The 15,085-nt window shown below is 32.1% G+C and carries 14 protein-coding genes; 8 read left to right on the plus strand and 6 right to left on the minus strand.

The genetic code is table 11. The features are described from left to right. Positions 1-184: 184 nt before the first annotated feature. From MHB47_RS07280 to MHB47_RS07305, 6 genes are all read left to right on the plus strand, one after another. Positions 185-997: a VOC family protein gene (locus tag MHB47_RS07280; protein WP_340755902.1), complete on the plus strand. Its 813-nt coding sequence runs from the start codon at positions 185-187 to the stop codon at positions 995-997. An 18-nt stretch (positions 998-1,015) separates the two neighbouring features. Beyond that, positions 1,016-1,219 (plus strand): DUF6501 family protein, encoded by a 204-nt coding sequence (locus tag MHB47_RS07285; protein WP_002507630.1) that lies wholly within the window; start codon positions 1,016-1,018, stop codon positions 1,217-1,219. A gap of 190 nt (positions 1,220-1,409) precedes the next feature. Beyond that, positions 1,410-2,201 (plus strand): ATP-binding protein, encoded by a 792-nt coding sequence (locus MHB47_RS07290; protein ID WP_065338032.1) that lies wholly within the window; start codon positions 1,410-1,412, stop codon positions 2,199-2,201. A 12-nt stretch (positions 2,202-2,213) separates the two neighbouring features. Then, the gene (locus MHB47_RS07295; RefSeq protein ID WP_340755905.1) at positions 2,214-4,103 is read left to right on the plus strand and encodes a vWA domain-containing protein; all 1,890 of its coding nucleotides are present in this window, start codon (positions 2,214-2,216) and stop codon (positions 4,101-4,103) included. A gap of 124 nt (positions 4,104-4,227) precedes the next feature. Further along, the gene (brnQ3, locus tag MHB47_RS07300; RefSeq protein WP_107516813.1) at positions 4,228-5,571 is read left to right on the plus strand and encodes a branched-chain amino acid-like transporter carrier protein BrnQ3; all 1,344 of its coding nucleotides are present in this window, start codon (positions 4,228-4,230) and stop codon (positions 5,569-5,571) included. A gap of 640 nt (positions 5,572-6,211) precedes the next feature. Beyond that, positions 6,212-7,741 (plus strand): BCCT family transporter, encoded by a 1,530-nt coding sequence (locus tag MHB47_RS07305; RefSeq protein ID WP_445684162.1) that lies wholly within the window; start codon positions 6,212-6,214, stop codon positions 7,739-7,741. A gap of 172 nt (positions 7,742-7,913) precedes the next feature. Here the strand turns inward: MHB47_RS07305 and MHB47_RS07310 are convergent, their stop codons facing one another. Genes MHB47_RS07310 through MHB47_RS07320 form a run of 3 tightly spaced genes read right to left on the minus strand, consistent with a single transcriptional unit; the run spans position 7,914 to position 9,979 of the window. Next, a complete protein-coding gene (locus MHB47_RS07310) occupies positions 7,914-9,047 on the minus strand; it encodes a toxic anion resistance protein (RefSeq protein WP_064782939.1) in 1,134 nt (377 codons plus the stop codon). Between the two features lie 28 nt (positions 9,048-9,075). Beyond that, the gene (locus MHB47_RS07315) at positions 9,076-9,696 is read right to left on the minus strand and encodes a 5-bromo-4-chloroindolyl phosphate hydrolysis family protein (protein ID WP_340755908.1); all 621 of its coding nucleotides are present in this window, start codon (positions 9,694-9,696) and stop codon (positions 9,076-9,078) included. Positions 9,697-9,709: 13 nt separating this feature from the next. Continuing rightward, positions 9,710-9,979, minus strand: a complete 270-nt coding sequence (locus MHB47_RS07320; protein WP_021339163.1) for an acylphosphatase — start codon at positions 9,977-9,979, stop codon at positions 9,710-9,712. A gap of 350 nt (positions 9,980-10,329) precedes the next feature. Here MHB47_RS07320 and msaA point away from each other — a divergent pair, with 350 nt between their 5' ends. Together msaA and cspA are read left to right on the plus strand one after the other, a co-directional pair. Next, the gene (msaA, locus tag MHB47_RS07325; protein WP_002507638.1) at positions 10,330-10,638 is read left to right on the plus strand and encodes a regulatory protein MsaA; all 309 of its coding nucleotides are present in this window, start codon (positions 10,330-10,332) and stop codon (positions 10,636-10,638) included. A gap of 182 nt (positions 10,639-10,820) precedes the next feature. Further along, positions 10,821-11,021: a cold shock protein CspA gene (cspA, locus tag MHB47_RS07330; RefSeq protein ID WP_002507639.1), complete on the plus strand. Its 201-nt coding sequence runs from the start codon at positions 10,821-10,823 to the stop codon at positions 11,019-11,021. A gap of 542 nt (positions 11,022-11,563) precedes the next feature. Here cspA and lysA read toward each other — a convergent pair. The 3 genes from lysA to MHB47_RS07345 are packed head-to-tail and all read right to left on the minus strand — an operon-like array spanning position 11,564 to position 15,060. Beyond that, a complete protein-coding gene (gene lysA / locus MHB47_RS07335; RefSeq protein WP_002512396.1) occupies positions 11,564-12,829 on the minus strand; it encodes a diaminopimelate decarboxylase in 1,266 nt (421 codons plus the stop codon). Positions 12,830-12,832: 3 nt separating this feature from the next. Continuing rightward, the gene (locus MHB47_RS07340) at positions 12,833-13,906 is read right to left on the minus strand and encodes an alanine racemase (RefSeq protein WP_340755912.1); all 1,074 of its coding nucleotides are present in this window, start codon (positions 13,904-13,906) and stop codon (positions 12,833-12,835) included. Further along, positions 13,903-15,060, minus strand: a complete 1,158-nt coding sequence (locus tag MHB47_RS07345) for an amidohydrolase (RefSeq protein ID WP_340755914.1) — start codon at positions 15,058-15,060, stop codon at positions 13,903-13,905. The genes MHB47_RS07340 and MHB47_RS07345 overlap by 4 nt, the downstream gene beginning before the upstream one ends. Between the last annotated feature and the right edge of the window lie 25 nt (positions 15,061-15,085).

A 15,085-nucleotide genomic window follows, 5' to 3' on the forward strand; every position in this document is an offset into this window, starting at 1 on the left:
ATAAATCTATTTTCAAATTTGTCATGAACAATAATAAATCACGATATAGATACATTTTAATACATTTTCTTAATTCGTCCAATGTATAATCGTTATAATTTTGTAAAACCATTATTCATCATACAAATAATACTTAAAGTAAGTTATAATTAGTTGAAAAGATATGAATAGAGGGGTTAATATAATGAATGGTCTTAGAAGTGTTACTACAGGGACAAATGATTTAGAAAAAACTAAAACTTTATTTAAAGATATACTCGGACTCAATGTGACAAACAAAGGGCAAGCGCTACGTTTTGGAGATGCTGAACTTAATTCTGGTACACGTATACATTTCGTAGAAATACCTAACTATATTAACAATAATAATCATATAGATAATATTGGTTTGCGCGTACCAAGTGATGATGGTCTGGATGAGTATAAATCAGTATTAGATAATCATCACATTAACCATGGTGGAATTACCGATTTAAATGGTCATAAATATTTTGATTTTAAAGACCAAAATGATCAAACTTTTAATATTTACTCAAACGAACATAATACTGGAGCACCATTAGGTATGCCATCATTTGAAAGTACTGTAAATCCGTTACACCAAATCCAAGGTTTAGGACCTGTCATATTGAAAGTTAATGAACTCATATTAACGCAATCTATTTTAACTAAAGTTTTTGGACTCATACATTTTGCTGAATACGTACCAACAGACGATGCCGATTATAAAGTACAAGTATTTCGTATTGGAGACGGTGGGCTAGGTGGCGAGCTACATATCTATGCTGCAAAAGATGAAGTTAAAATGCCTGAACATGGCATAGTTGAACAAATTGAATTTGCTACTGAATCAAAAGCACATTTTCAAAATGCATTACAACAACTTGAAGTCATTGGGATTCCTTATCAAACATTAGATCAAGATGGCGAACGTTCTTTAAGAATTAGTGAAAAAAGCGGCATCACATTTATTTTTACTTTAGAAATAAAACAATAAAGAGAGGTTTTTATAATTATGTTACATGAAACTTGGAAAACAAATACACCTATTAAAAAAGTAGAAGTTGAACATGCGGAAGCGAAAAAATTCACGGTATCTGATATGCTAACAGTAGGAAAGCAATATGACGTTATTAATGAAACCGAAGAATATTACCAAATCATCGATAACTCTGGTCTAGTTGGCGGATATTATAAAGAGTATTTTAAAGAAGTATAATATTCTGAATATATCGTATTGAACCATGAAAGCAACGAGCAATTTCTCACAATAGATTGTGATTTTATATATTTTCTTATTAAAAATAGACTAGGGCAAAATATGATGATGTATTCTTGCCTCAGTCTATTTTTAATGATTTTTAACAATTATCAAACAAACATGTAAATGCCAAAGGAGACATTTAAAAATGACAAATGCACAATATATTAATAGAGATGAAACTGTTTTTAATGATGCCAAATCATTAATGCAATTAAATAAAAATATACTGTTAAAAGGACCAACAGGTTCTGGTAAAACGAAACTCGCTGAAACATTAAGTGAAACTTTAAATAGACCGATGCACCAAATTAACTGTTCAGTCGATTTAGATGCAGAAAGTTTATTAGGATTTAAAACAATACAAACGAATGACAATGGATCACAGGAAATTGTCTTTATAGACGGACCTGTCATACAAGCTATGAAAGAAGGAAATATTCTTTATATCGATGAGATTAATATGGCGAAACCAGAAACGCTTCCAATACTAAATGGTGTATTAGACTATCGTAGAAAATTAACAAATCCATTTACCGGAGAAGTTGTAAGTGCGGCACCAGGTTTTAATGTTATTGCAGCAATAAACGTAGGATACATTGGTACATTACCTATGAATGAAGCATTAAAAAACCGTTTCGTTGTTATTGAAGTAGATTATATTGATGGTGATATTTTAAGTGACGTTATTAAAAATCAAAGTCAGTTAAAAGACGATGCTGTTATCCAAAGCATTATAAAATTCAATGAAGATTTGAGAACAATGACAAAACAAGGTCAAATTTCTGAAGAAGCAGCAAGTATTCGAGCACTAATCGATTTGAGTGATTTAGCAACCATCATGCCAATAGAACGTGCGATACAGCGTACGATTATAGATAAATTAGAAGATGAACGTGAACAACAAGCAATTAAAAACGCAGTAGAATTAAACTTTTAGTGAGGGATAACCATGAGTGATCGTTTTATAAAATTTAATGACGAACAGCTTGATGCAAAGCAAGTCATGATGCTACAAGATTTAGCTCGTCTTTTACTGAAAAATGAACAAGCACATGTTAAGATTCAAAAATTTCCATATTATGATCCTATCAACCACACGCTAATTACAAGTTCATTTTGGTCACATAGAAGCAAAGAAATAGAATCCACTGGATTAAAATCAGATGTATTACTTGCTACTTATGGCTATCAAATGATGGATGAAAAGATTGTTAATGAAGTCATTCATAATCGTGAGTTTCAACATCCTAAATTCTTCCAACAACTTTTCAAATTATTAGAAGATAAACGTGTATTAAATACCATAGTACAATTACGTCCATCTACAAAACCTATAATTCAAATGCGTAATGAAGTCAGATTGAACTATACTCAGACACAAATCAAAGTTTATAAAACGAAAACAACCTTTACAGACTTACTTTTTTTATATTTAGAAGCATCTTTTTTAACAGAAAACTTTTATGATGTACCACAAATACACCCTCAAATTGATGATGTTTTAAATCATATGTATCAATATTTACCTAATTTCTTCTATAATGAAACGTCTGAAGATAACATGTATTTAGCAGAACGTATCATGTATCAAATTGATGGTATTTTAAAAGAAGATATGTTGAATGAATATTATCATTTACCGAAAAAAGTTTATGAAGCAATACAAGAACTTAATTTTGAGGATTTAACGAGAACTGATGCAAGTAACTCAGATGGACAGTCTGATGAACAAAACGATGAAGAAGTTGTAAGTGAAGAAATGGAATCTAATAATCAAGATAGTGCGTCTGAAGGTGGCGCTTATTTAGAAATGGAATTGCATGAAGGTGAAAATAGTGATGTCATGGGAGATAATGACACCGCACGTGAAGGCGATGCGAGCGATGATATGACTGATATGCAAACAAAAAAGGGCAAAGGATCTACTGATAATGTTGAAGATGACGAAGGTGGTTCTGTCGGTCATAATCAAGCATTCGCACTCAAAGGTATCAATCAAAATGTAGAGATTAAATGGAATATCCCAGACATTGAACCACAATATATCAATGATTATCATAACGTTGAATCTGAGGTTCAGTTTGAAACAAAAGATTTAATTCAAATTATTAAGAAAACAATTGATAGAGAATATCAAGATGAACGTCGTAATTTAACTAAAGGAAGATTACAGAAAAATCTACTTAATTGGTTTATTGATGATCAATATAAGTTATTTTATAAGAAACAAGATTTAAGCCAATCCTTTGATGCTACTTTTACATTGTTAGTTGATGCATCTGCAAGTATGCAAGATAAGATGGAAGAAACCATCAAGGGTGTTGTTCTATTCCATGAAACTTTAAAATCATTAAATGTTAAACATGAGATACTTGCATTTAACGAAGACGCGTTCGATGCTGATGATGCAAATCAACCCAATATTATTGACGAAATCATTTCATACGACCGCTCAACTTTAGAAAAAGATAGACCTAGAATTATGGCATTAGAGCCTCAAGATGATAATAGAGATGGCGTAGCAATTAGAATAGGAAGTGAACGATTAATGCGTCGTTCGCATAACCAACGCTTTCTAATTGTATTTTCAGATGGTGAACCTTCAGCATATAATTATAGTCAAGATGGTATTTTAGACACTTATGAAGCTGTTGAAACCGCTAGAAAAATGGGGATTGAAGTATTCAATGTATTTTTAAGTCAGGAACCTATTACAGAAGACATTGAACAAACGATTCATAATATTTATGGTCAGTATGCAATCTTTGTAGAAGGCGTAGAAAATTTGCCAAGTCATTTGTCACCATTATTGAAAAAACTTTTATTAAAATCATTTTAGCTAGACTAATTTTTATAAATAAATCGCTATATATTTAAATATTCTGAAATTTATATAGACGGCATCTAATTAAACATGATAGAATAGGTAATATTATTTTATTGGATTAAAAGGAGAACGTCATATGAATAAAAATACATGGATTATAGGTTTCACATTGTTTGCAATGTTCTTTGGCGCTGGCAACCTTATATTCCCACCTAATTTAGGTTTAGATAGTGGGGAATATTTCTGGCCATCCATTTTAGCATTTGCATTAACTGGAATCGGATTACCGTTGTTAGGCGTTGTCGTGGGAGCGTTAGATAAACAAGGCTACATCGGTTCATTAAATAAAATTTCACCGAAGTTTTCAGTAGTATTCTTAGTAATTATATACTTAACAATAGGTCCGTTATTTGCAATTCCACGTACAGCATCAACATCATTTGAGATGACTGTTACACCGATTGCACAAACAAATAGTAGTTTAGCATTATTTATATTTACAGTTATTTATTTCTTAATTGTATTATATTTATGTATCAACCCTAGTAAAATGATTAATCGTATCGGCTCATTGTTAACACCATTACTACTTGTTACTATTTTAGCAATGATCATTAAAGGATTTGTAGATTTTGGTGGTAATGCTCCAAGTCAATCTGCCGAAGCGTTTACTTCTGGCTTTGCTGGATTTTCACAAGGTTTTACGAATGGTTACTTGACGATGGACGCAATTGCAGCAATTGCCTTTTCAATGATTGTAGTTAATGCTGTAAAAGCGACAGGCGTTACAAACGCGAATAAGATATTCAAGCAAACATTGCTAGCTGGTCTAATCGCTGCAATTGCCTTAATGTTCATCTATATTTCTCTAGGTTTTATAGGGAATCACATGGATGTATCACAAGAAAAAATTGCTAGTTTAACAGCAAAAGATCAAAACATAGGCACATACTTATTAACTACAATGGCAGATGTAGGTTTTGGAACTTTTGGTAAATATTTATTAGGCATTATTGTTGCACTTGCGTGTTTAACTACTGCATGTGGTTTAATCGTTTCAGTGTCAGAGTATTTCCATAGAATTTTACCGAAAATTTCTTATAAAGTGTATGTAATTGGTTTTACTCTAATTAGTTTTATATTAGCAAACCAAGGTCTAAATTCAGTAATTTCAATGTCTGTACCAGTACTTAGCATTGTATATCCAGTAGCCATTACTTCAGTATTGCTGATATTGATTGCACGTTTTGTACCAACTAAGCCAATTGCACAACAAATTCCAGTTGCGATTGTTTCTATTGTTTCAATATTAAGTGTAGTACACACACAAGGCTGGATAAAAATGAGCTTTATTGATAGCTTACCTTTAAAAGACTATTCGTTGGAATGGTTCCCAATTGCTATAGTAACTACAATTATAGGTTATATTGTAGCTACCATGGTTAAAAATCAAAAGCCTATCGTTTACGAAAAAGATTAAAAAGTTCATTTAAGTAGATACTGCTCAATATTTAAATGCAACATTTTTGTAATGATCAATCCCTTCAAAGCAATCACTTTTCAAGTGACTACTTTGAAGGGGTTTTTTATGTGTAAAACTTTTATTTTGGTGTTGGGAACCTTCATTTAAATCAAAAAATTATTTTTTAAGATGGAGAATTTTCCAAGTGCATGATTAATATATAATTATTTAATCTTAAAAATTATAACAATTTTGCAAAGTCCAATTGATTACTAAGAAGAAGTGGGCTATAATCTTAACTTCAAGTGTTTCGTCAGTGACGATAGTAAGTCTCTTGTCACTATCATAAATAGACTTACATATTTTTATTAAAGATGGTAAGTACACGTATTCATATTCACAAAAACACCATTTGCTATAGCGTAAGATTACATTTTCATACTTATAATCTTGAATTCTAAAACAATATTCAATGATATTCGTAAGCATTTCAATAAGTATTGAAAAAGCTAACTATTTATTATAAAAGACTTAATATAAAAAAATTGAGAGAACCTAAAAAGAGGAGTAGAATAACATTAAATTTTCTTATTGGAAAGATAAACTAGATTGGCCAGTGTTTCTTATTAGCGGTGGCGTACTTGTATTATTTGTAATTATGTCATCACTATTTACTACAGCAACTTCAGATTTCGTGCAAAAAGGATTTGAACTTTCAATTTCATATTTTGGTGCATTTTGGCAAGTTTTATTGCTAGCAACATTTGCAGTAGGTGCTGTTTTAGCTTTTTCAAAGTATGGTCGTGTGAGACTCGGAAATGCTTCTAAACCTGAAATGAGTTACTTCAGATGGGCAGCAATTGTGATTACATCAGGATTAGGCGCAGGCGCTATATTTTGGGCTGCTGCTGAACCTATGTATTATTTTATTGATGTGCCACCAACTATGGATCCAAGTATCAAAGATAGTAGTACAGCAGCTATACCCGCAGCTATGGCCCAAAGTTTCACATCATGGGGCTTTACAGCATGGGCGGTTTACGGTGCTGTAAGTGGCATTATAATTATGTATGCACATTATAATAAAGGCATGAAAATGCGTCCGAGAACAATTTTATTCCCAATATTTGGTAAAAATATTGAACATACAAAGACAGGATCAATGATAGATGTCTTTTGTATTTTAGGCGCAGTAGCTGGAACAATTGGAACAATTGGATTTTTCGGTTTTCAATTTAGTTACTGGTTACATAGTATTTTTGGTATTCCAGATAACATTATTACTCAAGTCTTATCTGTTGCAGGACTTATGGTCATTGTATCTATATCTGCAACTACAGGGATAGATAAAGGGATACAGTTTCTTAGCAAACTAAATATATGGTTAGCAATAGCGCTTGCCGTCTTTATATTATTAATAGGCCCTGGTGGCTTTATTATTGATACATTTATTTCTTCTTATGGAACATACATTACTAATTTCTTAGAAATCAGTACCTTTAGAGGTGATAATCAATGGGCTGGCGCATGGATGCTTTTCTTCTTTGGTTGGTTCATAGGCTATGGTCCTTTGATGGCTATGTTAGTTGCCCGTGTATCAAAAGGGCGTACAATTAGAGAAATCTTCATACTTGTTTCAGTTGTAGCAGCTGTGGTTTCTCATTTTTGGTTTTCTATTTTAGGTGGAAGTGGATTGTTTTATGAATCTAAAAATAACGGTTCGATTAGCGATCCTTTATCTGAAAATGGTTTACCTGCTGCAGTTATCTCAATTGCTACACAATTACCTTTAGGCAATGTACTAGTTATAGCTTTACTCATTTTGACGCTTATATTTGTGATAACAACTGCCGATACAATGTCATATTCAATTTCTATGTCAGTTACTGGCGAGGGAGATCCACCTAAAATCATCAGATTATTCTGGGTTGCCATTATGGGTGTAATCTCAATTATTCTTATTAATATTGGCGAGGGTAGTATTAGCGCAATACAGTCCTTTATAATCGTAACAGCAGTACCTATATCGATTATAATGCTCCCTGTCGTTTGGACAGCACCGAAAATTGCTCACAAACTTGCTGTTGAACAAAATATAGTAACAACTCAATCTACAAACACAGTTGACGATACAGATAATTTAATTAAAAAATCAACAACTCAACATACAGAAGATACTAAGCATTAAATAGGGAGATTAAAATAAAATCTCTAATCTCGAAATTAAAATACCATTCTATTGGTTTAAACTAATAGAATGGTATTTTTTAATGCATATAGAAAAAGTAGATGGGCATGGGTAAGAAATCTAATTTTGATTTTCCGGCCCAATTCCATCTACTTTTTTGTTAATAAAAATCTTATTTATTATCTTTCATATCTAACAATTGATTTTGTAATTCTGATTCAAGTTGATTTAATTCTGTTTCTGCTTGCTTACGTTTAGTACGGCCTTGTTCTTGTATTTGAAGTGTCTGTTCAATTGTTTCGATAATATCATTTTGTGTTGTTTTTAGTGTCTCGATATCAACGACACCACGTTCATTTTCAGTAGCTGTTTCTAATGCATTTTGTTTTAATAATTCAGAGTTTTTTAATAATAAGTCATTCGTAGTATCTGTAACGGCCTTTTGAGCAGATACAGCATTACGTTGTCTCATCAATGTTAACGCAATGGACATTTGGTTTTTCCATAACGGTATACTCGTTAAAATTGAACTTTGAATTTTTTCAGCAAGCGCTTGGTTAACATTTTGAATCATACGTATTTGCGGCGCTGTTTGAATTGCAATTTGTCTTGATAACTGCAAATCGTAAATACGTTTATCTAAACGATCTATAAATTGTTCCATATCAGATGCGGCTTGCACATCCATTTGATTACCTGTCGCTTTTGCTTGTGTTCTAAGTTTAGGCACTTCAGTCTGTTGTAGGGCATGCTGTTTCTTTTTAGCTGCTTCAATATATAAAGACAATTCTTCAAAATAATCTTTATTCATATTGTATAATTCATCTAACATGTCTATATCTTTTTTTAAGTTATTTTTATGCTTATCTAACTCAATAGAAATACGATCAATCTGTGAACCTACAGACTGCATTTTCGAAAATATTTCATTAACAGATGCTTTCGTGCGTTTAAATATGCGTTTCAACTTAGATTGATTTTCTGGATTAAGTTCTTCAGGATTAACTGATTTTAATTTACTCATTAAACCATTCAGAGATTCACCGACAGGCCCAACATCTGTAGTGTTAACTTCATTTAAAATACGGTGTGAGAACTGCGACATATTTGATTGTGCTTGTGTACCATAATTCAGTAAACCATCATTATCCATTGGCTTTATTTGTTCACTCAACTTATCGATTTTTTGTTGTTCCTCTTGAGTATATTGTGTTTTATTATTGATTATTTCATTTTGATTAGCTGACTGTTCATCAATATATTTGTCCAATGGATGTGAACTTAAAAAATCTTGTTCTTTAGCCATTCAATTTCTCTCCATTCTTAATTCTATGTTATTTATTTCTTTTCTGTTCCATTTTGTTTAATTCCATCTCTATATCTAACTGGCTATAGTCTTCGTTATTAATTCTCTTCAAGTCAGCAACTAAAGTTCTTTTTACTTCGTCTAAAGTAATTCTTGTTTGTTCTAATTTTTGTTTTTCTTCTTTAGTTTTTTTAGGTGACTTAGACAATCTTGTATATGCTTCAATTAAATTCAATGCATTATCAATATGTGAATAGAAGAAACCTTCTACTTTGAAAAATGAACCCGGTTGTTGTTTCACTGCAAAATAAATTGCACGAGAAATTCGGTATATTTCATTCACTTGTTTAAAATCTTTAATAGATCTCACATTTACAAATGTTTTCAAAATTCTTCTAATCTTATCTTGTGCATTGTTTAACTGGCTATTTACAAAATGATAATCACGACGTGACAGACCAATTTCATTTAAATATTTTCTAGAAGTTAAACGTTGAGTAGGGAAGTAAATTGCCAAAAACGTTACCGCAGAAATAAGAAAATCAAATATAACATAAATATCTAGAGCAAAAACACTGGTAAACCATGCGATAACTGCTACTGGAAAAGCTATAATTGTCCCAAAAATACGTGAAATAGTATATCTCAAACTTCATCTTCCTTTATATAGTTTTAAAATCCTTTAATGTTTCATCAATATTTAATTCTTCTATAGTATAATCTTCAACATGCGAGGCAGGTGACGCACCGTCTATAACTGCATTTAAAAATGAAGTTAATGCTTTTTCATTTCCTTGCGCATAAATATCAACATAATTATCAATATTTTCAACTGTGCCCACAATATTATACTTTCTAGCTATCTTCTGTGTATAGTATCGGAAACCTACACCTTGCACCATCCCAAATACTTTAACATGTTTGCACTGCATATTATCACCTCTTATTAGCATTATACGAAATTTTAGGCCACAAAACTAATATTTACGTTTGAGCAACTGATGTATATAGGCCAAAAGTATGAGTCAGATAACTTGATTTTGTATATTATCTAGTTAAAATATTACTCATAGACAAATTGTGCGACTCTAATTAAATTATATAAAGTATATAACTAGTTTTATTCATATCTATTTATAAACATGGGGGATTTTATTTAGAGTGAATGTATGAAGACCATACATAAGTATAATCAACTTGTTCTATTAAGCTTAAAATTTTGAACACGGTATTTAAATGTTTTGAAAATATTTTTGAGCTGACTATGAAAGGGTGAAAGAAAATGTGGACAGTTGCAAAAATTCGGGCTGATTATGAAGGCTGGTGGTTATTTAGTGACTGGACTGATCATATCGTAGAACAACATAATTTTGAGACATATAACGAGATGTTAAGCCAATACCAATCAATCATTTTAAAATGTAAAAAAGATTATGATAATTATTTAGTTGGTAAATATAATATTCATGCGTTTTATAATAATTGCGATTTAGGATTTTGTGAAGATTGCGATGAAGATTTACAAATATTCTATAGTTTTATTGTTTTAAATAATAATGAAGTATATTATAAATTACCTATTGTTGAATAAACAGTTTATTCAGATTTGTATTGCAATTTTATTTAAATTGCTTTATACTGTTAGTCAAGCAATAGTTTTATTCCATATTGCAAAGAATATTGTACTAACAGACTTAAACTGTGAAATTGTATTTTTTGTAATATGCGAATAACGCATATTGAATGAATATTAGTCTTGGAGGTTTCACAGTTATGAAACAAGGTACAGTAAAATGGTTTAACGCCGAAAAAGGTTTTGGTTTTATCGAAGTTGAAGGAGAAAACGACGTGTTCGTACACTTCTCAGCAATTAACCAAGAAGGATACAAATCATTAGAAGAAGGTCAATCAGTTGAATTTGAAGTAGTTGAAGGCGACCGCGGTCCTCAAGCTGCAAACGTTGCTAAACTATAATATAGATTGCTATATTGACTTTATGTAAAAAAGAACCTTGTCAAAGGTTCTTTTTTTTATATAGGCGCCTTTACATTTTCAATATGTTAGGGCGCCTTAATGCATGCGAGAAGCATGTAAACCTTTATTTCTGTCGATGAAATCGAGTTAGTCTTTCTTAATGCATGCGCAAGGCATGTAATCCGCTAATGCTTTTAAGATTACATTTTCAATATGTTAGGGTGCCTTAATGCATGCGAGAAGCATGTAAACTTTTATTTCTGTCGATGAAATCGAGTTAGGCTTTCTTTATGCATGAGCTTAACATGTAAACTTCTAATATTTTCCAAGATTACTTTTAAGGTTAGAGGTTCTTAATATCTTCAATATACATTCATTCAATACAGGCATTTAAAGAGCTTTCAATTATAATCATGACCAAATAATCCTGAACTTTATATTGTTTGTTTAAAACGCTTAAAACACCATTTAAAAAACATAAAAAAAGGTTGTTAACATGCCCAGTAGGGAATAGCTAACAACCTTTTTTCTTATATAATCATTTATTTTGTATCATTAATGATTAATTGACGTAATGATTGACGTTTAATAACTTCTCTTGCCTTACCATCTTTTAAGAAAAATACGGACGGTTTCTGCATTTGGTTATAATTTGATGCCATTGAATAATGATAAGCACCAGTTGATAAAATAGCTAAATAATCGCCACGTTTAACTGTACTTGGCAATTGCGCATCTTTGATAATAATATCTCCAGATTCACATAATTTACCTGCCAGCGTTACAGTTTCATCCTTTGGATCATTTCGATTGACCAGTAAAGCTTCATACTTCGCATCATAGAGAGAGGTACGAATATGATCACTCATGCCACCATCGATAGACACATATTTATTTACATTAGGGATGTCTTTAATTGTACCTACTTCATATAAAGTAATACCTGCTTCACCAACAATTGAACGTCCAGGTTCAATACCAATTTCTGGAATAGGGTAATCAGCTTCTTGTGCTATCGTTTTAATTGCTTCAGTTATTTCAGCAATACCATCTTCGATAGGGAAGCTCACATCGCCTTCAACATACTTAATACTAAAGCCGCCACCTAAATTGATTAATTCTATTTGAATATCATTTTCTTTCAGCCATTGAACAACTAATTTAGTAGTTTCAATCATAGCTTCAGTACCTTCAATTTGGGAACCTACATGAAAGTGAACACCTTTAAGATTTAAGCGCTTAGCATCTTTAACTTTTTTGACACCTTCAATCGCCAAACCATGTTTGATAGACAAGCCAAATTTACTATCTTCTTGTCCAGTTTGAATAAACTCATGTGTATGTGCTTCAACTCCAGGATTTAATCTTAACACTACATTCACTTCTTCACTTGCATAACGGTTAATAAGATCAATTTCTTCTAAAGAGTCAATAACGATATAACCCACTTTACTTTCTAAGGCATATTGGATTTCACGTTTTGTCTTATTATTACCATGAAAATGTATGTGTTGCGCATCAAAACCAGCAGCTAATGCTGTATATAATTCACCTTCAGATACTACATCTAATTCGAGTCCTTCTTCTTCTACTAATTTAACCATTTGTAAACAAGTAAATGCTTTAGAAGCATATGAAATATTATAGTTTAATTCGCTCTTTTGAAAAGCTTCGTGAAAACGTCTCATTTGCGTTCTAATTTGCGTTTCATCATAAACAATTGTAGGCGTCCCAAAACTTTGTGCTATCGTTTTGAGGCTTGTACCTCCAATTGTAAGCTCTCCTTTATCATTGTATTCTACTACCATAATTTATCTATACTCCTTTATTAGTGAGTCATGATTCATCGCGCTTAATTGTTCAGAATTTGCGGCCACACCCTTAAATGTGAACTCATCTACGCGTATATCGTTATTATATAGTATCACTTCATCTTGTGCACGAACATTGCTATCTACTTCCACAAACATATGACTCATCATTAACGCACGTATAGGATAGCGTTTACCGTTAATCAATGCTTCATGTTGTGCTCTTGATTTAAGTATACCATCGCCATAACCGACATCTACGACTGCTAATCTTGTTTCATCTTGTGTAGCTTCATAAGCAAAACTATACCCACAGTAATCTCCCTGATTAACTTCACGTACTTGAATGACATTACCTTTCACAGTTAATGATTGTTTAATTTCTGTTTTCTCTACATCACTATAGGGTCTTGAACCGTACAATGCAATGCCAACACGCGCATGTGTATGATGGGGGAAAACACCATCTTCTCGATAGTAACTCGCACTATTTTGCGCATGAATTAGTTCAAACTGATAACCGTCAGTTAATAACGTATCTACAAGATCTAACCATGCTTTTCGCTCAATTTCATAATCCGGAACATCAAATTCGTCTGCATATCCAAAGTGTGTCCATAGGCCAGTTATTATCATACGCTGTTCATTTTTATTTTGCGCATGATGTATAAGGACTTCTCTCATTTCTGCAATTGATTTTAGTCCTGAACGATGTAATAAATTTTCATATTCTAAATGAACTTGAATATCATATAAATCTTCTACATGTTCATAATAGAAATCTAGAGAAGGTAAAGTCATCTGAATATGATAAGCACGTAATTTATCAAAATCATAAACTGCATTCATTAAAAAAATCGTAGCATCGGGCGCAAGTTTACGAATTCGAATTGCTTCTCTTAAAGAAGTTGTACTAAAAGTTTGAATACCAACTTTTTTGAATTGTTGAACAGCAAATTCTAAACCGTAATGATAAGCATTATTTTTAACTACTGCCATGAGCTGGTTGCCTTGCGCTACATTTACTGCATTTTCATAAAATTTCTCTGTGTCTACTGACCAAATGGCTGTCATTGTACACGCACCTCGCTGTAGGATTTTAGAAGTTGTTCATAATAATCTGCAATACGTATGAGCATATATTCATTAAAATTTAAATGAGCAGTATGTAAGCCAGTCACATAACCCTTCGCTTCATCACGTACACCGACAAATACAAAATAACTCGGTGCAAGTTGACTATAGAAACTGAAATCTTCACCAAATAAATAAGGCGTAGGTTTATCTATAATTTCAAAATCTGCATTATCTAATCCATGTTCAACATGTTTGCGTAGTAATGGATCATTATAAGTAGGCGGGTAACCTTCTTCAAACTTCACTTCACATTCTACATTAAATAATAAGCTTACACTTTCAGCAATTTTGGCCATTTGTTGTTTTACGATTTCTAAGTCATTAATATCATATGTTCTGATTGTACCTTCTAAATAACCATGACTAGGGACAGTATTAATCGCTTCTCCAGCTTCAAAATGACCCATATGGACAATATTTCGTTTTAAACCGTTCAAATGATATTGTTGAATTTGTCCCACTTGGCTTAATACATGCTGTAATGCTTCTCCACAAGAATGTCCTTGTTCTTTATCTGCAACATGACTTGAAAGGCCATTTAAATAAAATCTATATTCCGTAGCACTTGCCGTTATTTCTTCATCTCGAATAACAACTTTGCCTTCATTTTCAAAGGGCATAACATGAATACCAAACACGGCTTCAATATCATAATTTTTAAAGGCACCAGCACGAATTAATCGATTGGCACCACCACCTGTTTCTTCAGCAGGTTGAAATATAAAAACAATACTTTGCGGTAACGTTCCTTGGTCAGCCATCGCTTTACATCGTTTAACAAACAGCATTAACGCAGTAGTGTGCCCATCATGTCCGCAAGCATGCATCACATTATCTGTTAAACTTTTGTAAGCTACATCGTTTTCTTCAAAAATAGGTAATGCATCAATATCTGCACGATAAGCTATCGTATGCTCACCGTTCCCAGGTAGATAAGCAACTAATCCTGTATCAAGAGGGCGTTCATAACTGATTCCTAATTCATCTAAGAAAGCAGCAATATAGGTAGTAGTCTCATATTCATGTAGACTTAACTCTGGGTTTTGATGCAAATGACGTCTATGTGTTGTTACGAATTCTAATTCATTCACTTAAAATCAAATCCTTTTAGTTTTA

It is taken from the genome of Staphylococcus sp. FSL K6-3157 (genome assembly GCF_038005145.1).
In the GTDB taxonomy this organism is placed as follows: Bacteria; Bacillota; Bacilli; order Staphylococcales; family Staphylococcaceae; genus Staphylococcus; species Staphylococcus equorum.